At 38.7% G+C, this 22,312-nt stretch carries 21 protein-coding genes; 14 read left to right on the top strand and 7 right to left on the bottom strand.

Annotated elements, in window-relative coordinates:
* Window positions 1-93: 93 nt before the first annotated feature.
* The 12 genes from DR017_RS09950 to DR017_RS09895 all read left to right on the top strand — a co-directional run bounded on the left by DR017_RS09950 (window position 94) and on the right by DR017_RS09895 (window position 11,698).
* On the top strand, window positions 94-864 hold the full coding sequence (locus tag DR017_RS09950) for a DUF695 domain-containing protein (protein WP_002681778.1): 771 nt from the start codon (window positions 94-96) through the stop codon (window positions 862-864).
* Window positions 865-947: 83 nt separating this feature from the next.
* Complete coding sequence (locus DR017_RS09945) at window positions 948-1,526, top strand: outer membrane beta-barrel protein (RefSeq protein WP_002681783.1); 579 nt, start codon at window positions 948-950, stop codon at window positions 1,524-1,526.
* Between the two features lie 527 nt (window positions 1,527-2,053).
* Window positions 2,054-2,785 (top strand): tRNA threonylcarbamoyladenosine dehydratase, encoded by a 732-nt coding sequence (locus DR017_RS09940; protein ID WP_002681796.1) that lies wholly within the window; start codon window positions 2,054-2,056, stop codon window positions 2,783-2,785.
* Between the two features lie 164 nt (window positions 2,786-2,949).
* Window positions 2,950-3,585 carry a peroxiredoxin gene (locus tag DR017_RS09935; protein ID WP_002681795.1) on the top strand — a complete coding sequence of 212 codons (636 nt, stop codon included), beginning with the start codon at window positions 2,950-2,952 and terminating at the stop codon, window positions 3,583-3,585.
* Between the two features lie 68 nt (window positions 3,586-3,653).
* Window positions 3,654-3,965 (top strand): thioredoxin family protein, encoded by a 312-nt coding sequence (locus DR017_RS09930; RefSeq protein ID WP_002681786.1) that lies wholly within the window; start codon window positions 3,654-3,656, stop codon window positions 3,963-3,965.
* Window positions 3,946-4,203, top strand: a complete 258-nt coding sequence (locus tag DR017_RS09925) for a DUF6952 family protein (RefSeq protein ID WP_002681780.1) — start codon at window positions 3,946-3,948, stop codon at window positions 4,201-4,203. Before DR017_RS09930 ends, DR017_RS09925 begins: the two co-directional genes overlap by 20 nt.
* A gap of 345 nt (window positions 4,204-4,548) precedes the next feature.
* Window positions 4,549-5,235 (top strand): porin family protein, encoded by a 687-nt coding sequence (locus DR017_RS09920; RefSeq protein ID WP_002681791.1) that lies wholly within the window; start codon window positions 4,549-4,551, stop codon window positions 5,233-5,235.
* 214 nt (window positions 5,236-5,449) lie between these two features.
* Window positions 5,450-6,367, top strand: coding sequence for a hypothetical protein (locus tag DR017_RS09915; protein WP_002681737.1), 918 nt, complete (start codon window positions 5,450-5,452; stop codon window positions 6,365-6,367).
* A 40-nt stretch (window positions 6,368-6,407) separates the two neighbouring features.
* Window positions 6,408-6,875 (top strand): lipocalin-like domain-containing protein, encoded by a 468-nt coding sequence (locus tag DR017_RS09910; RefSeq protein WP_002681745.1) that lies wholly within the window; start codon window positions 6,408-6,410, stop codon window positions 6,873-6,875.
* 380 nt (window positions 6,876-7,255) lie between these two features.
* Complete coding sequence (locus tag DR017_RS09905; RefSeq protein ID WP_002681762.1) at window positions 7,256-8,293, top strand: inorganic phosphate transporter; 1,038 nt, start codon at window positions 7,256-7,258, stop codon at window positions 8,291-8,293.
* A 219-nt stretch (window positions 8,294-8,512) separates the two neighbouring features.
* Window positions 8,513-10,162 (top strand): gliding motility lipoprotein GldJ, encoded by a 1,650-nt coding sequence (gldJ, locus tag DR017_RS09900; protein WP_002681752.1) that lies wholly within the window; start codon window positions 8,513-8,515, stop codon window positions 10,160-10,162.
* 204 nt (window positions 10,163-10,366) lie between these two features.
* A complete protein-coding gene (locus DR017_RS09895; protein ID WP_002681750.1) occupies window positions 10,367-11,698 on the top strand; it encodes a UDP-N-acetylmuramoyl-tripeptide--D-alanyl-D-alanine ligase in 1,332 nt (443 codons plus the stop codon).
* A 118-nt stretch (window positions 11,699-11,816) separates the two neighbouring features.
* Here DR017_RS09895 and DR017_RS09890 read toward each other — a convergent pair whose 3' ends face one another.
* Complete coding sequence (locus DR017_RS09890; protein WP_002681766.1) at window positions 11,817-12,914, bottom strand: FlxJ family methyltransferase; 1,098 nt, start codon at window positions 12,912-12,914, stop codon at window positions 11,817-11,819.
* Between the two features lie 233 nt (window positions 12,915-13,147).
* Between DR017_RS09890 and DR017_RS09885 the strand changes: the two genes are divergently transcribed.
* Entirely contained in the window at window positions 13,148-15,463 is a 2,316-nt protein-coding gene (locus DR017_RS09885; protein ID WP_002681781.1) for an outer membrane beta-barrel family protein, read from the top strand.
* A 67-nt stretch (window positions 15,464-15,530) separates the two neighbouring features.
* Here DR017_RS09885 and DR017_RS09880 read toward each other — a convergent pair whose 3' ends face one another.
* The 5 genes from DR017_RS09880 to DR017_RS09860 all read right to left on the bottom strand — a co-directional run bounded on the left by DR017_RS09880 (window position 15,531) and on the right by DR017_RS09860 (window position 20,570).
* Window positions 15,531-16,550 (bottom strand): hypothetical protein, encoded by a 1,020-nt coding sequence (locus tag DR017_RS09880; RefSeq protein ID WP_232755731.1) that lies wholly within the window; start codon window positions 16,548-16,550, stop codon window positions 15,531-15,533.
* Window positions 16,551-16,623: 73 nt separating this feature from the next.
* Window positions 16,624-17,766, bottom strand: a complete 1,143-nt coding sequence (locus tag DR017_RS09875; RefSeq protein ID WP_002682283.1) for a DUF2931 family protein — start codon at window positions 17,764-17,766, stop codon at window positions 16,624-16,626.
* Window positions 17,767-17,778: 12 nt separating this feature from the next.
* Window positions 17,779-18,930, bottom strand: coding sequence for a WD40/YVTN/BNR-like repeat-containing protein (locus DR017_RS09870; protein WP_146741535.1), 1,152 nt, complete (start codon window positions 18,928-18,930; stop codon window positions 17,779-17,781).
* A gap of 15 nt (window positions 18,931-18,945) precedes the next feature.
* Window positions 18,946-20,094: a DUF2931 family protein gene (locus DR017_RS09865; RefSeq protein ID WP_002682285.1), complete on the bottom strand. Its 1,149-nt coding sequence runs from the start codon at window positions 20,092-20,094 to the stop codon at window positions 18,946-18,948.
* 53 nt (window positions 20,095-20,147) lie between these two features.
* A complete protein-coding gene (locus DR017_RS09860; RefSeq protein WP_256587567.1) occupies window positions 20,148-20,570 on the bottom strand; it encodes a hypothetical protein in 423 nt (140 codons plus the stop codon).
* A 130-nt stretch (window positions 20,571-20,700) separates the two neighbouring features.
* Here DR017_RS09860 and recA point away from each other — a divergent pair, with 130 nt between their 5' ends.
* Window positions 20,701-21,870, top strand: coding sequence for a recombinase RecA (gene recA, locus DR017_RS09855; protein ID WP_040362029.1), 1,170 nt, complete (start codon window positions 20,701-20,703; stop codon window positions 21,868-21,870).
* Window positions 21,871-21,911: 41 nt separating this feature from the next.
* Here recA and DR017_RS09850 read toward each other — a convergent pair whose 3' ends face one another.
* Window positions 21,912-22,238, bottom strand: coding sequence for a nucleotide pyrophosphohydrolase (locus DR017_RS09850; RefSeq protein ID WP_040361245.1), 327 nt, complete (start codon window positions 22,236-22,238; stop codon window positions 21,912-21,914).
* Window positions 22,239-22,312 lie beyond the last annotated feature (74 nt).

The raw sequence follows: 22,312 nt of genomic DNA, 5'->3' as shown, positions 1-22,312 counted from the left end.
TTATATTCCGCGTACAAAAATAGTAATATTTATCAGATTTGCAAAACATCAACAAAAATCACTACCTTTGTCCTTTATTAAAAACAATTCCCTATGAATGACAACCATCCCCCTGTCGAAATCCCCGAAAACTGGGACTTCTACCGCACTTCTTTCGGCGAAACCCCCGTTTCTATTCGGCTGAATTTAGCCTTGGAAGACATCGCTCCTATCGCAGATTTTCCCGTGGTAGTGCGTGCCATTGTGAAAATGCAGCACCCTTACGATAATGGCTTTTCATCTCAAGAAGAGTTCGAAACCCTTGCGGATATCGAGGACGCTCTTTGCGATGCTATCGAGAGTGCAGGAGCTATTGAGGTAGCCATCGTTACCGGAGGAGGCAACCGCGAAATCTATAGCTACAGCAAAGATGCCGAAACCGTTGTAAAAGCTTGCTATAAAGCAATGGAAGCTTTCCCTTCCTATGAGTTTAAATGTCTTTCAGCTAACGACCCTCAGTGGAAAGAATATTGGGATACACTCTACCCCAATGGCGTAGAAATCCACCAAATCCTCAACCGAATAGTGATTGAACAACTAAAAGAAAGTGGTGATACCCTCGAAAAACCCCGTGAAATCGACCACTGGGTGTATTTCGGTGAAGAAAACGAACAAAAAGCCTTTATCGAACAGATAAAAAGCTTAGGTTTTAAAATCCTTTCAGCCAAATACAACGAAGAAAACAACCCCGAAAGCCGCTATGTACTCAATTTCTCTCGCGAAGACCACATCGAGCACATCGAAGAAATCGTATCCGACCTGATTGAACTCTCCCTCCAATTCAATGGTTATTACGACGGCTGGGGATGTAATGTTATTAAATAAAAACCAACTTTTTCGTCATTCGTAACTCGTATTTCGTAATTATTTCATATCTTTGCCCTTATAAACATTAAAATATAAACTATATGAAAAAATTTTTATTGATGGTAGCTGTCGCTTTTTCAGCCGCTACCTACGCACAAACTGAAAAAGGAAACTGGATGGCAGGTTCTGATTTAGGACTTTCTTTCAATTCTGTGAAAACCACCCCTCGATACGATGGTAGAGCAGGTGACGATTTAACAGAAAACACTTTTAAAATCACTCCTAACATCAACTATTTCGTTATCAATAACTTGGCTGTAGGGTTAGGATTAAGTTATGAAAATACTACAGCAAAAGTAAGAAATAACGAAACTAAAAAGAATACTTTTATAATTGCTCCTAATGCTACTTATTTCTTCCCTATTGGCGGAAAATTAGCCCCATTTGTAGGAGCAAAAGTAGGTTTTGCAAGTCAATCTGAAGGAAAAGACGATAGTCAAAAATACAGAGGTTTAACTTTAGGTGCTAAAGGTGGTATCGCCTACTTCGTAAACGAAGGAGCCGCCATTACTGGTTATTTAGGGTACGATTATTATCGCCTTACTCAGAAAAAAGACAACAAATATGAACAGCGTATAGGAAACTTCGGTGTTGGTATCGGTGTTGCTCTATTCTTCTAAGTAAAAACCATAAGGCTGTTCAAAAAGTCTAAAATTCGATTTTACATCACTATACTTTGCCAAAGTTTCCTGCCCATACAGCTCGCAACTTTGGCAAAGTTGATTATTCTGATTATCAATCGCTTTTGCGGTATGTTATGTAGGGGCGTTTTGCAAATGCCCATTATAAACACCCCCCAAAAAAACTTTTCGGACAGTTTTATTAAGTAACGTCAGTCCGATATAATAGAACATTGATTTACAGCTTTGTAACATAATATATTCACAAAATAATTCACCGTCAGGTGAAAATTCGTGAGATAATAAAAAATAAAGACTTTTATACACTCCCAAATTCGTGAAAATTCGTGAAATTCGTGGGAGATTTAAAACATTTTGCTGATTATTTAATAATTACTTACGTCGAACTCACGTTAAGTAGCAAAATATTTTTGCACTTCACAATATTATTCCTACCTTTGCACCGTAGAAAATTTGATACTATAAAAGTACAAGCCTCTTCCATACCGAAGAGGCTTTTTTAAAATATGAACAATCACTGGTTAGAACGTACTGAACTATTAATCAAACAGCAAGGCATCAACACCTTGCAAAAAGCACATATCCTCATTGTAGGCTTAGGAGGCGTTGGCTCTTTTGCCGCCGAATTTATAGCCCGCGCAGGCGTAGGTTCCCTCACCATTGTCGATGGCGATTGCGTTTCTCTATCTAATATTAACCGACAGCTGCCTGCCCTTCAGTCCACCGTAGGCAAAAACAAAACCGATGTAATGGCTGCCCGCCTTTTAGACATCAACCCCCAACTCAACCTTACTGTAATACACGAATTCCTCACCCCCGAACGCGCTACCGAAATCGTAACCCCTCAGTTCGATTATGTGATTGATTGTATCGATAGCATCACCCCCAAGCTCAACCTCATCCTCTCAGCCAAACGCCAACGTGTGCGTTTAGTAAGCTGTATGGGAGCAGGAGGCGCTACCGATGTTTCTCAAATAAAAGTAGCCGACCTGATGAAAACCTATAACTGCCCATTGGCTAAATTTATACGCAAACGCTTGAAAAACGAGCGCATCGATTCAGGTATCAAAGCCGTATTCTCTTCCGAAATCGTTTCCAAAGACACTATGCAGCGCACCGAAGGTCTGGATTATAAAAAATCATTCTACGGCACCATCAGCTTTATGCCCGCCGCTTTTGGCTTACACGCCGCCGCCACCGCCATCAATTATCTATTAAAAAGACCCGCAACCTCCTAACCCCTGAAACCTGCTCCCTGAAACCTGAAACCTAACACCTGAAACCTAACACCTATAACTAATCCCTATCTCTTCATAAAATCTTTCAATTAGAAAACTATTTACAATCTTCAAAAACATCCTACTTTTGCACCCGTAAAACAGAACATAAAAAACAAGATAATATGTCATTTGTAGGAAAACAATTCCCCAATATCGAGGTAAACGCTATGAGCGACCTCGGCGATACTTTCAAAATCAACGTGCTTTCTGAAGCCGTAAACAGCAAAAAGAAAGTACTCCTTTTCTGGTATCCTAAAGATTTTACTTTCGTATGCCCTACCGAGCTCCACGCTTTCCAAGAAGCATTAGCCGAGTTCGAAAAACGCAACGTAAAAGTAATAGGTGCCTCTTGCGACACTGCCGAAGTACACTTCGCGTGGCTCAACACTCCTAAAAACAACGGTGGTATTGAAGGCGTTACTTACCCTATCCTTGCCGATAGCAACCGTAACCTCGCTCGCACTTTAGGTATCCTCGACTCTCGTGAAATTTACGACGAAACTGCTGATGCTTACCTCCTCGAAGGTGACGATGTAACTTTCCGCGCTACTTACCTTATCGACGAAACAGGTAAAGTATTCCACGAAAGTATCAACGATATGCCTTTAGGTCGTAACGTAAAAGAGTACTTGCGCCTTGTAGATGCTTACACTCACGTACAACAACACGGCGAAGTTTGCCCAGCCAACTGGGAAGAAGGTAAAGACGCTATGAATGCTAACCGTAATGGCGTAGCAAGCTATTTAGCTTCTCACTAAAAAAGCTAAAAACTTGATCATTGTAAATATGTATTAACTAAAAAACTCACCACTATTTTTTTATCACTATGACAGAACTTACCCAAGATAATTTGCAAGAAATCATAGCCGCTAATCCCCTTGTATTCGTACAATTCGGCGCAGGATGGTGCGGTAACTGCAAAATCATAAAACCAAAATTCAAAAAGTATGCAGCCGAAACCCCTAACGCTACTTTTGTATATGTAGATGCTGAGGCTTTCCCAGAGTCACGCAAACTCGCCAAAGTGGATAACTTGCCTACATTTGCCGCTTTCAAAAACGGTAATTTGGAAAAACAATTGCAAACTAACAAAGCCGAACTCCTAAAAGAATTTATAGATGAGATTACCGGTAATTAAACATATCGTTCAGTTTATTGAGAACAACGACCAAGATTACGTAACCGAGACCATCGAAACACTCGAAAATCTCATAGAATGCGAACATCTTAAAGATGAGGAGTTAGACGTAATCGGCGAATTGCTCTCCAATTTCTACGGAGCTATCGAAGTAGATGAACTCATCAAACAAGGTACTCCACAAAAAGAAGCCCTCAACACCTTTATGAAGCGTGTAGTAGGCTCTATCGACAAGTAAAATTATTATTATTTCTTTCACTAACTAAAAACGAAAAAGCCGTTCAGAGGGGTCTGAACGGCTTTTTTAATTCTACAATTTACTAACCCTCTCAATTTGCTAACCCTCTCAATTTGCTAACCCTCTCAATTTGCTAACCCTCTCAATTTACTGACCCTTTCAAATTACTAATTATCTAATTACCAATTATTTAATCCCCTAATCCCCACCCTCTTACCTCTTACCTCTTATCTCTTACCTAAAAAAAACTTTTGCATATCTCAAATATTTGTCGTAATCTTGCCCCCGAAATAAACAACGCACAACTAACCATCAAATAGTAATAACCAAATAAATATAGAAGAAATGAAAAAACTTTTTATCATTGCAGCAATGGCTGTAGCGGGAATGACCACCGCCAACGCCCAAGAATTCAAAGTAGGAGCCAAAGCAGGCTTCTTATTGTCTAACCTTTCTGGACCTAAATATTCAGAGACTGTGGCAGGATTTACAGAAACAGTTAAATTCAACAGTGCTTTCAAACCTGGTTTTCACTTTGGAGCTTTTATTGAATACGGCTTCAACGAAAAAATATGGGTAGAAGCTGGAGTGGACTATGCTTTCCAAGGAGCAAAATTAAAATCAGTTGAATCTACAGGAGACCCCAAAGTCAATTTTAAAAGTAGTAGTAAATGGGCTACTCAGCAAATCAACATTCCTCTTTGGTTCAAATATGATATCAGTGGATTCCGTCCTAAAGTAGGAGTAAACTTAGGATTCCTCACAAAAGCAAAAATTGAAGCCGAACTTGAAAACAACACAGACCCTAATGAAAAAGTTAGTTACTCTCTCACCCCTAATAAAAAATTCGACTTTGGTTTAGGATTTGGTGCTGAGTACAACTTACCTATGGGACTCTTCTTTGATGCTACTTTCAATTTAGGACTCACTGAGTTGTCTAATAAAGAATACTCAAAAGATGGTGAAACTTTATTACCTTCTATGAAATTCAAAAACCGTGTCATCCAAATTGGTGTAGGTTACAAATTCTAAAACTAAACCACACAAGTAATGATTACAAAAAGCTGTCTAAACCCTTAGGCAGCTTTTTCTATAACAATCCCCCTCCGAGATTCTCCTAGATCCTCCCAGTTTCTCCAAGATTCTCCGAGCCCCTCCAAGATCCTCCCCCCCTCATCACAACATCACTGTCAATTAACAATTATTTTGTATCTTTGCCCCAAAATCAAATAAACACCCATTCAATATGAAAAAATTTTTAATAGCTTTAGCAGTAGTAATTACTCTCGTCGCTTGCAAAAAAAACGATGATAATAGCAATACCCATAGCGGTAACTTCCTTACAAAAGTTACTGTAAAAACAAATGAGGGTAGTAGGGTAAGCACCTATACCATTGTAAATGGCAAACTAACTGGCAGTACACACCAAGAATATAACGACAAAGGAATTGCCGAAAACGCTCCCGAAATAAACACCTATAGTTACGAAAATGGTCGCATCATAAAATGGGAGAGAACAAGAGATAACAAAAAAGATTTTATTGCTACTTTTGAGTATGACGAGAAAGGAAACCTTATAAAAGATAACTCTGACTTCCTTAATGAACAATATCCCTTGTCTCGTTATGTAAATACTCAATATTTTTATGAAGGTAGCCGCCTTGTAAAAGAAATTGAAAAATTTACGGCAATTAATGGTACTCAAACAGATACCCACTGCAACGAAATTACTTACAGTTACATCAATAATGGTAATACAGTGGTAGAACAGATAAAAAAATACAAATTAGACACTGCTGGTAATATCATTACCAATACCATTAGTAGTGGAAGTACCGCTACCTACACACTTTCAGGAGGTAGTGTAGTGAAAATAGATAATAGTGGTGCTGAATTACAAGAAATTACCTATGACAACAAACACAATCCTTACCTTTCTCACAACATAGCTGTTTTAGAACCCACAAGTGTCTTTGCAAGCTACTCTGATGCTAAAAATAACCCAACCCAAATTATTCTTACTAACAGCAGAGGAAAAACAACTACTCGTTGTGAATATAAGTACAATGCACAGAACTTCCCCATCAGTGTAAAAGCATACGTAAAAGAGAACGATAACTCTGAAAAATTAGTTTCTGAAGCACAATTAGAATATGGGTCATAACATATAAACATTCTATAAATCAAATAAACACTCATTCAATATGAAAAAAATTTTAATAGCTTTAGTAGCCATTACAAGCCTTGTCGCTTGCAAAAGCAAAGACGACAACGATGCTCCTAACCAACTTATAGGCGGTTGGAAATTAGAATCTATCACTGATAATGATCAGCCCAAACCTCTTACTGAATGTGACAAAAATGTGATTATCTATTCAGCTACCGAAACCGAAGAAATATTTTTCAAAGAAGATAGCAATGGTAACTGTGTTTATAACAAGGACACCAGTATCGAAAAACGTCCCTACAGAGTACGTGGTAATATCGTTATTGCTACAAACCCCGCTATCCAACAAGATTACCCAGCAGAGTTTGCTATTGAGGGTAGTAAAGTCACTTTCAAAGTAAAGGTTACAACCCAGTCTCGTAAAACAAATAGAGTTTTAGTATTTCGCAAACTCTCCCCACAAGAACTCACCGAAATAGAAAAATTAAAAAATCTAAAACCTTAGGCAGCTTTTTCTATAACAAACCCCTCCTAAGATTTTCCAAGATTCTCAGAAATTCTCCGAGATTTTCTAAAATTCTAAATACACACAACTCACTAATTATCAACACATAACAATCACTACCACTGTTAAACTTTTGTTAAACCTTCAAATTGTTTTGGTATTTCAAAAAAACGCCGTACCTTTGCAGCGCAATGAGGGTGGTAGCTCATTGTAAAACTTCAAATAATAGTTTTCATAATTTAAAGTTTTGGTTGGTTAATGGAAAAGTCCGATAGCAATATCGGGCTTTTTTCTTTTTATGAACTGTTAATTGATAATTCTTAATTGTTAATTGATAATTATTTTGTATTTTTGCCACCAATATACAATATAAAAGCAAAATGACGCCTATTTATAACCAGTTACTCATCCCTTTCCTCACCGCAATGGTTGTAGCAATTACTATGGGAGGTAGTGGTACTGCCCCTGCTTTCTCTGCTAGCTATGGCGCAAATGTGATTAGGAAGTCTATCATCCCAGGGCTTTTTGGGATTATGGTCTTTGTAGGCGCATTTCTAGCAGGCAAAAAAACAGCCGGCACTATGGGTAGCGGCATATTGCCAGCAGAGTATATGGATTTTACAGTCGTTTCTATCGCTCTGTTTTCCATAGCTGTAACTATGCTCATTTCCAATATATCAGGCATTCCCCAATCCACCAGCCAAGCTGCCGTACTCGCATTAGCAGCCCCAGCGCTCTATTTCAATAAATTAGACACCCATAACCTCTTTGCCGAAATTATCCCCGCTTGGTTTATTCTGCCCATCATTTCCTATTTCCTCAGTTTCTTCGCTGGGAAATATATATACCAACCTATGCGTCGACGCGGACTCACCATCCAGCGCGCTCAAAATGAAAACAAACGCCATATATGGGATATCGTATTAGTAATAATGGCGCTCTACGTATCGTTTGCCATCGGATCTAACAACGTTGCCAATGCCGCCGGACCCCTCTATACAATGACTATCAACGAGCTACACATCCGCGAAAGTGACCATATTGTTATCTTAATGCTCGCCACCTTAGTAGTAGCCCCCTGTTTCGGGATTGGCGCCTCCCTATTTGGTCATAAAATACTCAAAAACACCGGTAAAGAAATTATCCTCTTTGGCAAGTTCGAAGCCGTAATCATCGCCTTTATTTCAGGTAGCCTACTCCTGCTCGCCTCAGTCATAAAAGGTATCCCTACCTCCTTAGTACAAGTAAATGTAGCAGCTATTCTTGGGATAGGCGTCGCCAAAATGGGACACAAAAACATATTTCGCAAAACCCAAGTCAAGCGATTTTTCACAATGTGGATGATTGCCCCTGTTATATCTTTTTTACTCTCCCTACTGTTGATTTTTTTAGCAGATAAAGCCAATTTGCTCCAATAAAATACTTAAAGAATTGTTAAAAAACACGCTAAAACCTTTGTAAGTGAGCAAAATGTAACCAAGTGGAAAAGATATACAAATAATTATAAATCAGCAATATAACAAAGAGCAAAAAATATTTTAATATTAATATAGCGTTAAAATGCTAAAACAAGTATACTATTTTGAAAAAAAGTAGTATCTTGCGCCCGAATTTTTATGCTAACAAGTGTTTTTACTATGAAAAGAAGTTTATTAAGAATCCCTATTTGCATAGCTCTTACAGGCTTATTGCTCACTAGCTGTGGAGGCAAAAAGTCTGATAGAAATGTATCAAGTGCAACAGGATGGAGAATCAACGCTAAAGAAGGCGGATTCCAATACAACACCGATTTCAAAGATCAAGAAACCGGTCCTGGGCTTGTGCTTATCGAAGGTGGTACCTTTACTATGGGGCAAGTGCAAGATAACGTGATGCACGATTGGAACAACACTCCTACTCAGCAACACGTACAATCCTTCTATATGGATGAAACTGAGGTAACCAACAAAATGTATATGGAGTACCTCGATTGGCTCAAACGTGTCTTCCCTCCCGATCAAGAGCAATACCGCAATATATATATAGGTGCTCTCCCTGATACTTTAGTGTGGAGAGGTCCTTTGAGCGCTAACGAAGCTATGGTGAACAACTACTTGCGTCACCCTGCTTATGCCGAGTATCCCGTAGTTGGGGTAAACTGGGTTCAAGCTGTACAATTCAGCTCTTGGCGTACCGACCGCGTGAATGAGGCTATCCTCGAACGCGATGGTTACCTCGCTCGTGATGCCCGTTACCAAGTTGACGCGCAAAGTACTTTCAGTACCGATACTTACCTCAATGCTCCTACCCAAACTTATGGCGGTAAAATCGCTGGCGAAATGGGTGGTAAAAATACCAATAAAGAAGGTGAACCTAGCTACGCTAAACAAACTAGCGGAGTATTGTTGCCTGAGTATCGCCTACCTACCGAAGTAGAATGGGAATACGCCGCTAAATCACTCAACGGTATCCGCGAGTACAACTCTTTGCAAGGAAGAAAAAAATACCCTTGGGATAGCCAATACACTCGCTCTACTAAACGTAGCACTCGTGGTGAACTCTTGGCTAACTTCAAACAAGGTAAAGGTGACTACGGCGGATTAGCTGGTTGGTCAGATGACAAAGGTGATATCACCGTTGCTGTAAAAACTTACCCACCTAACGACTTCGGTTTGTATGATATGGCTGGTAACGTTGCCGAATGGGTAGCCGACGTATATCGTCCTATCATAGACGATGAAAAATCCGACTTCAACTACTATCGTGGTAACGTGTATATGAAACACGCTATCGGCGAAGATGGCAAACAAATCGTAGTAACTCCTGAATCAGTGAAATACGATAGCTTGCCTAACAGAAGAGTAATCGCTCGCAACCTCCCTGGTAGCTTGGCTACTGTGCCAATCGATTCTAACGAAACTTACTTGCGTTATAACTTTACTCACGCCGATAACCGCAGTTACAACGATGGTGAAAAATCATCTACTCGTAACTTCCGTAACCAAAATGAACTCCTAGCTCCAGGCGCCGAGTATACAAACTCTATGTACAACGCCCCTCGTTTTAAAAAACCAGGTACAGAGCTTAATGGTAAAGATTACGACACTTCTAACGACCGTACCTCACTCATCGACGACGAAGTACGCGTATTCAAAGGAGGTTCTTGGAGAGACCGCGCTTACTGGATTGACCCAGCACAACGCCGTTACCTCCCTCAATACATCGCTACCGATTACATCGGATTCCGTAATGCAATGAGCCGTGTAGGTTCTAAATCTAAAAAGGATCACCGTACTCCTAAAGGATAAATTTTTAAAACTAATATAGAAAAGGTGCTGTAAATAGTAATGTTTGCAGCACTTTTTCTATTATACCTTTCTATATAATATCTACAAAGTCATATTGCTGTTACTACACTTTGCTAAAATTTTCTACCGCTGTAGCAGCACTAATAAAAAACTTTTGTACTTTTGCATCACAACTGTTAATTATCAATTGTCAATTATTTATTGATGAAAAATCTTTACCAAAAATTCCTCGCCTCTACAGGCGTCTCTACCGATACCCGCAATATTGCCAAAGGTAGTATTTATTTCGCACTGAAAGGTGCTTCGTTCAACGGAAATACCTTTGCTGCCGAAGCCCTCGAAAAAGGAGCTCAATATGCCGTAATTGATGAGGTTGCTTATCAAACCTCCGATAAAATGATCTTGGTTAGCGATGTACTCACTACCCTGCAAGAACTCGCTACCTATCATCGCAACACACTCAAAACTCTGGTGATAGGCATCACTGGTAGCAATGGCAAAACCACTACCAAAGAACTCATCAAATCTGTTTTATCACAGCAACTGAATGTAGTAGCCACTCAAGGCAACCTCAACAACAATATAGGGGTGCCACTCACTCTGCTCTCTATCAAACCCGAAACCGATATCGCTATTGTAGAAATGGGCGCCAATCACCCTGGCGAAATTGCTTTCCTCTGTAATATCGCCCAACCCGATTACGGCTATATCACCAGCATAGGCAAAGCGCATTTAGAGGGATTTGGCTCATTCGAGGGCGTTATACAAACCAAAGGCGAACTCTACGACTACCTCAAAGCGCACCAAAAAACCATCATCGCTAATGCCGATAACCCTATTACCGAAGCCCTCTTAGCCGATTACGACAACGACTATAGTTTTGGGGTAGGTAAAGGGGTGAATGTAGCCGTACAATGCGTGGGTACTCAACCCGTAACCATACAATTTGAAGATGCCTCAACACAAACTACCGAAGAAGGGGAAAGAGTTCTAATAGAAGGCTTTACCGATGCTCCTACCGTAGCAACTTCACATTTAGTAGGTAGCTACAATTTCACCAATATAGCCGCTGCAGTAGCTTTTGGCAAATTTTTTAAACTCTCTAACGAAGCTATAAAAAGAGGTATTGAAGCCTATATCCCACAGAACAACCGCAGTCAGTTGATGCAATGGGGCAGCAATACCGTATTGCTCGATGCTTATAATGCTAACCCCAGCAGTATGGCTGCTGCTATCGACAATTTGCTTACAATGAGTGACGAGAAGAAGAAAGTACTCATTTTAGGGGATATGTTTGAATTAGGAAACTACGCTGCAGAAGAACATCAGCGTATAGTGGATAAACTAAAAAATTATGAGTGGGAAGGTGTATATTTGGTAGGGAGCAACTTTGCCAAAACCCAAAGCCCTTATCCGCAATACGAAACTTTCGAGGCTTTTAAAGAGGTCTTCCCTACCCTATCGTTCAACAATTGTCTACTCCTTATCAAAGGCTCACGCGGTATGGCGCTAGAACGTTTAATTCAGGTAAAATAGGTAACAAGTTATAACACTTTGTCAAAGTCTATAATAAAAACCTCCCCGTGCAGTTCAAATTGCACGGGGAGGTTTTTTGTATCGCATTATTTATTATTCACTTTTCGCTCTTCACTATTTACTTTTTTTTCTTCACTTGGAAAAGCGTGTGGCTGTTGCCGCTGCCTAAGTTATCATAGATAGCACTTACTTCCAATCCAGCGCGCTCCACACAGCGTATCATATCACCTGAGTAGTACATTTTGCTGTTGCCGTTTGCCATAGCGGTAAAGTAAACGCTTATTTGGGTGAGGCAATATGCGCCTGTTTCGTGTTGTTGTCTATCCCAGTAGGCTTCGAGTATGTAAAGCGAGGTATGCTCGTCCATTGCTGCAGCAGCACGCGTGAGAATGCTCGTTACTTCATCTTCAGAAAAACAATCTAAAAACTGACTCATCCATATTGCATCAAATCCTTTAGGGAAAGGCACCGAGGCGTCTAAGAGGTTCGCAGGATGTCCCGCAATGCGTTCAGCACCTGCTTTGCCAGCGGTATTGGCTTTCATCAACCCTAATTGTTGTGGCAAATCCATAATGGTTACTTGCACATCGGGGTTGTACTCCACAGTTCTCAAGGCAAATCTACCGGTATTGCCGCCCACATCGAGCAGGGTTTTCACGGGTTGTTTGAAAACGATGTTCAAAGCATCGTCAAACGAATAATCAGAATAATAATGATCGAAGGCGAACCATTTTTCTTGGGCTTTAGGGGGCAGTTGTGAAAGTCCCTCGTAGATAGTAGGCCAAGAGCCAAATACTTTTAATCCTGAAGGTTTGCCCTCGGTAAGAGCCTCTTCGAGGTGGAATAAGCCTTCGTAGCACACCTCTTGTATAAACTCCATATTCACGCGTGTTGTTTTGTCGCGTAACAAAAACCAACCTGCTTTGGTGATAGAAAATCGGTCGTCGTTACTCACAATTACGGTACCTATAGAGAGCGATGCCTCCAAAAGTATTTTCACTGCGTAGTCGCTCAGTTTTGTTTGAGCGGCAACTTCCGCCATTGTAAGACCTTTAGGGGCGTTGCATAACGCTTCTAAAACGCCAAATTTTACCATTAGTTGGGAGATTTGAAAAACAACAGGTCCAAAAGCGATTTCTTGAGCCAAACGCTGAGCCTCAAGGGCTGTTTTCTGTTCTTTAGTGTATTGTTTCTCTAATGCAGGAGTTAAATTCATAAAAGGGTAATGTTTTATTCAGAATTAAGTGGCAAAGATATAAAATAATTACGAATGACGAAGTACGAATGACGAAATATATAATAATGACGAATGACGAATGACGAGAGACGAGGGACGGGAATAAATGATTAAAAGGTTTTTATTTTAAAAAGTTTTAAATTTACTTGTGTTTATAAAAAACTATATTTATATTTGCGGCGTAATTAACAATCATTTATCAAACTCAAAGTATGAAACGAATACTATTTTTAGTAATGGTACTTCTTCCTCTTGCCATTACTCACGCACAAAGTATCTACAAAGGTACTTTAGTAAGCGAAAAAGGAGAACCTATCTTTGGTGCCAATGTTATCCAACTCACTCTCCCCGATTCCACTATGGTGAAAGGAGCTATTAGCGATGACAAAGGTCATTTTGAACTGCCCGACAACGCCCAAGGCAAGTCTTCAGTGATTAAAATTACCCATTTGGAGTACAAAGAAAAAGTTCTTACCCCTTCTTTGGGCGATTTAGGAACCATTTCCCTACAAAAATCAGTAAATGAACTCGGTGAAGTAGTGGTTTCGGCGCATCGTCCTGTGATGAAACAACAAGGCACTGTAATTACTGCCGATGTAGCGGCTTCTTCATTAAAAAACATCCCTAAAGTAGACCTTTTGCTCTATTTCTTACCTGGGGTATCAATGTCGTATACCTCTTATGGCGTAGAAGTATTTGGCAAAGGAAAACCTTTGTTCTATATCAACAACAAGCGAGTGCGCGATATGAACGATGTATATCGCCTTTCCCCCAAGGAAATAGACCGCATTAGCTTGGAAACGCAACCAGGTGCTGAATACGACAACAGTGTGGGGGCGGTGATTCACATTTTTCTCAAAAAGAAACAAGGCGACGGGCTCAGTGGCGGTGTGAGTGTGGAAAGTCAGTTTAAAAAAGGACAAGAAGGCTTTGTGGATGCTCACTTAAACTACCGCTCAGGCAACACTGATGTTTTCTTCTCAACACACGCCAATGTCAATCATAATTTCAAACGCGAAAACAGTCAGGAATTGAATGTGCATACCCAAGCCAACAATTGGCAAGTGCGCACCAATGAAATAGTGAAAGATAACACCCGTCGTTTCTATGCTAAAACAGGTTTCTCTCACGAAATCAACGATAAACATTCATTGGGGGCAAGTGTGTGGATGACTACAAGTCCGCTATCGGGGCATAATATCACCGAGCAAAACACCTCTACTTACCGCAATGGAACGCTTAGCCAACAAGGATTGAACACTTTCGACCGCCTCAACAAGGATACACGCCTCAATGCCAATGTGTATTACGATGGCAAACTCTCCGATAAACTCAAGTTGCAAACCGATGTGTTCTATAGGGGCGCATTCTCTAATTATCGTTCTGATATTATAGAGCGCAACCTCACCACACCTTCTCTGCGCAATATCAACACCCATTCCGACGCGCAATCGCACTTGTGGACGATGAAAACTAATCTCACGCAGCGAGTAGGTAAAGGCTTGTTAGGTTATGGTGTGGAAGCGAGTACCCTCTCTCGTTATGACAATTATGAAGACAATATCAGTACTCCTACCGATATCGACAATAAGGAAACACAATCGGCTGCTTTTGCGAGTTATTCGTTCCCTTGGCTTAAAGCCAAATGGAAAATAGGCGCACGCTATGAATATACTGATTTTGGTTATTTTGAAAACGATGTGAAGAGCAATGTTAAAAGCCGTAGTTACAAGCACTTGCTCCCTAATATTTCGGTAGCGTTTCCTTGGCATAAAACCGAATGGTCATTTAGCTATGCCAAAAAAATCACTCGCCCTGCCTTTTATGAACTTTCCGACCGTTTTACGTATGAAACTCCTTTTCTCTACAATCGCGGTAATACCGATTTGCAACCACGCCTAAGTGATGATTTTTCACTCTTGCTTACTTATCAAATCGTCTCTCTATCAGTAGATTATTCATTGGTACACAATGGTTTTTTTGAAGATTACCAATTGTCGCGTACCCTGCCTAATGTAGTAGAGCGCTACATTCACAATTTTGGTGACTACCAAAGATTGAGATTAGAACTTTCGGCTTATTACCAAATAGGGCGTTGGGTGCCCAAACTCAATTTGATGTACGGCAAACAGTTTGCTAATGGCGTTTTTGAGAACAACCAAGCTGATTTTGGCGCTAATTTGATGAACCAATTTAGCCTAAGTGATAATGCCAATCTCTTTTTGATGATGGTATATCGCAGTAAAGGAAGTAAGGATACTGCTTATGGTTATAAACCTCAAGGAATGGTAACTTTGATGTTTTCACATTCTTTCCTCAACAAATCATTGGAAGTATATGGAGGTGTAATGGATGCTTTCAACCAAATGGGAACTTATGACAGATTTCAAAATCCTTATGTTACTAATGATAAGCATTTTGATAACAATATACGTTCATTTCGCATTGGGTTAGAGTACAATTTCAATGCTACTCAAAGCAAATACAAGGGTCAACAAGCGGACGGTGACCAAAAAAACAGAATGTAAGTTGTGTGTGGGCGTTTGCAAAAGGTACGAGCCGCACGGGCTTTTGCCCGTGCGGCTCGCACTATTTTTATTTCTGAAATTCCCCTACCATTATGCGCCCACCACTTTCTGGTGAATTTCCTCGAAAGAAAATGCCCTCAGTTACCAAAAATTCATCTTTATAAAAGCCAAAAGTACTTTGTAAGATAGAAAAACCTTTTACGTGATGTGTTTTCCAAGTTTTGCCATAATCATAAGAAAAACGAATTTCGGGGGAGGTACCTAAGGCAGAATAGTCGCAAATAAAATTGTTGTATCTGTAATGTTTTCGCCTATTGTCCTTATTGATAACATACAACAACTCTTCATCTAAATTATAAATCTTTTCTTCATACTTTTCCTCATCATCTTCATTCTTTACTTGCTGTAATGTTAACGGACTATCAGCCTCATCTATAGGTAAAAAGTAATCATATTTATTTTTGAGTTTCTTGTATAACTTTTCTTGTTGAGAGATGACATTGTAAATATACAAATCATTGTTTTTCATATAAATCAAATCTCCATTCTGATTGATAGGGTAAGTAGGTATATTTTTAATTGCTTTGGGTATTTCATACATTTTGCTTCGGTTTGATATATCCATTACATATTCATTTTCTTTGTTGCTATACATAATATATCTGCCATCAAAAATACCATACCATATACTCAAATCATTATCACACTCATCTATTTTTTCCACTTTAAGTGTTTTATTATTAAATAGATAAATAAAATGAAGCTCTCCCGAAGTCTCTATAATGCAGTAGTTCTCAGTTTTGTAAAAACTATCAAAATAATTTCCTTCTAAGGGGATTTCCTTATAGGTTTTACCTTTGTCGGTAGAGACAAAAAGCACCGCTTGTTTTTCTAAAATTTCAGGATCAAAAGCTCGCAAATCTTTTTCTGCTCCCAATAAAATAGTGTGGCTGTTGATTACTGCAATGCCATTTATCTCAATAGCTGCCCCTGCATTAAAATAACCTTCATATACTTTTTGCTTGTATAAATCCATAAAGTTGTATTGGGCAGTCCATTTCATATTGTCGTCTTTGGGGGTGAACATAGAACAAGAGGTTAGGAATATTGCTAAGAGTAAAAATAATAATGGTCTTATTACAAATTTCTGCGACATATTTTTAATCTAAGGGTGTGGGGGTTATGATATTTCTATCAGAAAGTTTATAGTATTCTAATGTCTTAGGCTCTAAAAAAGTTTGTTTACCATTATCGCCTATCAATTGAAAGGTGAGGTAGGTATTGTTGCGATTTACGCGAATATCTAAGTGAGCCGTTACTTTATTGGCTTCTTTTCCAAAGACTTCTTGATAAGCTGTTAGTACTGCTTCCCAATCAAACCAAACTTTTGCTAAATATTTTTGTCCGCTTTCAGCTTTGTAAGAGATAACTAATTCTTTAAACAAGGGACGTTTTTGAATAGGTTCTTCTAAATAAAAGAGATCTTCTTTATCTTTATAAAAAGAAAAGTCAGTATATAAGGTAGTGCCTGCTTCTCCATTCCAATATCTTACCCTAACATCACCTATTTTTCCATTGGGAATTTCATAGACAGGGAACCATTGGTATTGATGGTCTCTATAGCTATCCCATAAGCCAAAGGGGATAGGCTTGTTTTTATTGGCTTCGCGTACTGCTTTAGGAATTGTTAAGTCACTATTTAAAACCTCTTCTCTATCCTCCTTGCTAAATATGAGTCTTTGGTGACTATCTAACCCAGGAGGCTCTTTCAAATCTATTTTCTCGGCTTGGTATCTTCCTATTTCAGTATTTTTTTTATAACCTCTACCTACCCATAGCACTACTACACCCCCAGGGGCTATACCTACCACTACTGTATCATAGGTTGTATGCCTTACTTCCCCATTAGGGACTCTTTCTTTATAGCCTTCTCTAAAGAGTTTTTCTATTTTTTCGTAATCAATAGCAGTCTTGAGCCTATAGAAGCAATCTTCTTTATAGGATAGCCATACCATATCTACGCTTTTAGGTAGTTTGTCCATTGAAGTGCTTTCATAACCAAAAGCATTTCCCCAATCGGGTTCTTCTTTTTCAGTGTACAACTCTCTTACAATAGGAGTTCCTCCTACCATAGCAGCGTAGAATCGTATCGGATAGCCTATAGGAGTATTTACTGCTATGCCCCAATCGTATTCTTGTTCGGCATTAGCTTTATTCTTGTCTTGTTTTGCTTTATACCCCCAACAGCCCGTAAGCCATAAGGCTAAGAGTATAAGCGTGATGATTATAATGGTTTTTATCATAAGAATAGGTTTTTATTTAGGGTGTCCGATAGCAATTACTCCCATACGTTTTTTGTATAATGTTGCCAATAGAAAAATATAGCCATCTTCTGCATAAGCAAATTTAGGGAAAGCAGGCAAATAGAAATCTGTAAGTTCTTCAACTGTCCAAGTTTTTCCCCTGTCATAACTAAAACGATAATAGGACACAAAAACATTTTCAGGGTCATACATATATTCATACATCATATTCCCATAGACCACTCCCCAACCATTTTCGAAAGGAACCTTTTCTTCGGTATTCAAATAATATAGAAACCCTTTTGCTCCTTGACTCCCTCTCTTGTAACAAACTACAAAAGGCTCTTTACTTTTTTCATCAATATTAATGTAGGAATAACCTTCTATATCAGTAGAAGTTGGTATCTTTTTTACTACTTGAAAAGAGTCTTCTTTTGTTAAATTAAAAGATTTCAAAAAACCGTTATCAGTCATATAGTATATTTCATTTTCTGACTTAAACCAACCATTAGCTAAAGGATCATATTCTGTTTTTATTAATCCTTTTGCTGTATGCCAAGAGATACCTCTATCAGAAGTGTATTTGTATTGCGAGGTTTCATTTGTTCTATCATAAAATCTAGCAATCCCTATTTTTTCAGTATAGAAATAAATTTTATCTATCTCTGTATTTTTAAAGAAGGCTATCTTTTCCCAAGTTTCTCCAAAGTCTTTAGACTGATAGATAGTAGTATTTATAATAGGTTTATTGTTTTCAAATACTTTATTTTGTAGGACGATATATAATGTTTCTTTCACAAAACCCCCTTCCGTTATAGTCCCTTCCCCTAAAGATGTTTTAGTGAAAGTAGTACCAGAATCCATACTTCTGTAAATAACAGAACTAGGATTCACTATCCCCTCAATGCTATTACTATTGTCTCCTAACAAGAAAAATATATCTTTATTATAGGGGAGGATTTGCTTGAAATTGTAATTGTCAATAGGGTCAGGAAGTTGATCCTTATCCTTATCACTTCCTAATTCAATATCGTAAAAGTTTACAAATTTCCATTCCATTTGCGATTTTGATTTCGTATTGTCCTCTTTGGGGGTGAACATAGAACAAGAGGTTAGGAATATGGCTGAAAATAGCATCCCTATTTTTGGTAAGTATGTTTTCATTTTTCTATCTACTTATTAGTTATCAAAAGGTGGTGCATATTCTTGATTGGCTTTTCTTATTCTTATTGATTTTGGTTCTATAGAAGCCTCTTTCCCATTATCTCCCACTAAACGAACTGTAAGATAAGTATTGTCGCGATTTATCCGAATATCCAAATGCGCTTTTACTTCATCAGAATGTTTTTCAAACACTTTTTTATAGGCTTCTAAAGTACTTTCCCAATCAAACTGAAGTACTCCCCCATATTTTATACCATCTTCAGCCTTATAAGTAAAACGTATTTCCTTATACAAAGGAAGTTTTCTTATATTGTGGCACAACTCTTGGGGAGCAAAAACATTTTTATGTTCTTCTAAAGTTATAAAGTCTGTGAAAAAAAAGAATGATCCCTCTCCATTCCAATATTGATAATGCACATCTCCCATTTTTCCATTAGGAATTTCAAAAGTAGGATACCATTGGTACTGATTGTCCCGATAGCTATCCCATAAACCAAAGGGAATGGGTTTATCTTTGTTTGCTTCACGAAAATCCTCAGGAATGATGGTGTTATTAGTTAATAATCTTTTAGCATACTCTTTGTCAAATATAAGTCTTTGGTGATTGTCTAATCCTTCAGGTTCTCTAAGTTCTATTTTCTCAGCTTGATATCTTCCTATTTCTGTAAGAGGCAAATAACCAGACCCCACCCATAACACTACTACGCCACCGGGGGCAATCCCCACTACTATAGTATCATAGGTTTTATGTCTTACTTCTCCATTAGGTACTCTTTGATTAAAACCTTCTCTAAAAAGCTTTTCTATTTTTTCGTAATCAATAGCGGTTTTGAGCCTATAAAAACAATCTTCTTTATACGACAGCCATACCATATCTACACTTTTAGGTAACTCGTCCATTGAATGACTTTCATAACCAAAAGCATTTCCCCAATCGGGTTCTCTTAATTTGGAGTAAAGCTCACCTGTTATAGACATTCCTCCTACTCTTCCTCCATAAAACCGTATAGGATAACCTATGGGGGCATTCACCGCTACGCCCCAATTGTATTTAGGCTCGACATTAGCTTTATTATTCTTGTCTTGTTTTGCTTTATACCCCCAACAGCCCGTAAGCCATAAGGCTAAGAGTATAAGCGTGATGATTATAATGGTTTTTATCATAAGAATAGGTTTTTCTGCAAATATAGAACTAAAAAGCAAAAAATCAATACTTTTTATTCTTCTTCTCTTCTATAATTTAAACAATCACAAGGAAAATTTTTAATTTTAAGACTATCTTCTAAAATACATTTTTTTAAGTTAATTACATATTCCCCTTTTTGAAAATGAACTCTTTTAATCCCCATAATAAGATGATATGGTATAGGCTCTATGTAAATTTTCATAGTATCTTTTTTATAAATCAAAGTATTTTGTCCTTGCGATAATCCATTATTTTCTCTTCCCTTTTTATCAGAGAAGTATTTTATACCATTTTCAAATCTTTGTAGATAAATCTCTTTGTTTTCTCTATAGAACTTATCCACACTCAAACCTTCCCAAAGAGGCTGAGCATTCATATAATTATAACTGCATAAACATAGGAAAACGGCAGATAATAATCTCATAAATAATATGTACAATACGCGTTTTTTCATTTCGCTAAATAAATGATACACATTTTCGGACAAATGTATAAAAAAACACTGAAACTTCCTAATTTTGTTAATTCATAAAATATTCGTACATTTGCGCTTACAAACATTATAAACAATAAAAATCCAATCAATGGCAAAAAACGATAAAGAACTTTCGCTTCAAGATCAGAAAAAAGAAGCCCTTAAGCTCACACTTGCTAAGTTAGACAAGACTTATGGCAAGGGCATTGTGCGCGCTTTGGGCGACAACCCTATAGAAGATGTAGAGGTCTACTCATCGGGCTCTATCGCCTTAGATGCTGCTTTGGGAGTAGGCGGTTACCCTAAAGGTCGCGTGATTGAAATCTACGGACCTGAATCGTCTGGTAAAACAACGCTTACCCTTCACGCTATCGCCGAAGTACAAAAAGCAGGCGGTACAGCGGCTTTCATCGATGCTGAACACGCTTTCGACCCTGTATACGCTAAAAACGTAGGGGTAAATACTGAAGATTTGCTCGTTTCTCAACCCGATAGTGGTGAACAAGCCCTTGAAGTAGCCGATGCTCTTATCCGCTCTAACGCTGTAGACCTTGTAATCATCGACTCGGTAGCGGCGCTTACTCCTAAAACCGAAATCGACGGTGATATGGGCGACTCTAAAATGGGGGTTCACGCCCGCCTAATGTCGCAAGCACTCCGCAAAATTACGGGTAGCATTAGCAAGGCTAAATGTATAGTGATTTTCATCAACCAATTGCGCGACAAATTAGGTGGAGGAATGTATGGCGGTCCTACCGAAACTACTACAGGGGGTAATGCTTTGAAATTCTACTCATCGGTACGTCTTGAAATCCGCAAAGATGGAGGCGCACAAGGTAGTGCGGCTATCAAAGACGGCGATGGCAATATCATAGGAAATAAAACCAAAGTGAAGGTAGTGAAAAACAAAGTAGCTCCTCCGTTTAAAATGGCTTATTTCGACATTATGTTTGGCGAAGGTATCTCTAAAGTAAGTGAATTGTTAGAAATGGGTGTTGCTGCCGAAATTATAGGCAAAAGTGGTGCTTGGTTTAGCTACGGTGATAGCAAACTCGCTCAAGGACGCGATGCTACCCTTAGCCTCTTGCGCGACAATCCTGAATTAGTAGAGGAAATAGAAGCCCAAGTAAGACAATGGCTGAAAGATGGAGGCGACCCATTTGCTAAACCTAAAAAAGGTAAAAAAGGTGCTTTAGCCAAAAGTAAAAAAGATGACGCCGAGGATATAGACGAAGAAGATTTCGACGATGATGATCTCTTAGAAGAAGATGATGAATAGTTATAAAAAAAACTCAGGGTATTGCCCTGAGTTTTTTTTGTTTATTTAAGTTTCTCGTTGTTGTGATGTCTATCGTGATCACGCTCGGTTTTGCGGAGCATTTTCTTATCAAAAGCCTCTTGCAAATCAATGCCTGTTTGGTTAGCCAAACAGAGTACTACAAACACAACATCGGCGAGTTCTTCACCTAAATCTTTCTGTTTGTCGCTCTCCTTCTCCGATTGTTCGCCATAACGACGAGCGATGATACGGGCTACTTCACCTACTTCTTCGGTGAGTTGAGCCATATTGGTAAGCTCGTTGAAATATCTTACTCCGTGTTCTTTAATCCAATTATCTACTTCTAATTGTGCATTTTTGATGTTCATCTTTTTGTTGTTTTGGAATGTAAATTAGAAAAGCACTGCTCTTGGGAGGGCAATGCTTTTCTAAAATTGTTGTA

The sequence above is a fragment of the Capnocytophaga sputigena genome (assembly GCF_900446695.1).
Classification (GTDB): domain Bacteria; phylum Bacteroidota; class Bacteroidia; order Flavobacteriales; family Flavobacteriaceae; genus Capnocytophaga; species Capnocytophaga sputigena.
Note: the sequence above shows the minus strand (reverse complement) of the source record. Positions and strands in the feature narration are given on the sequence as shown.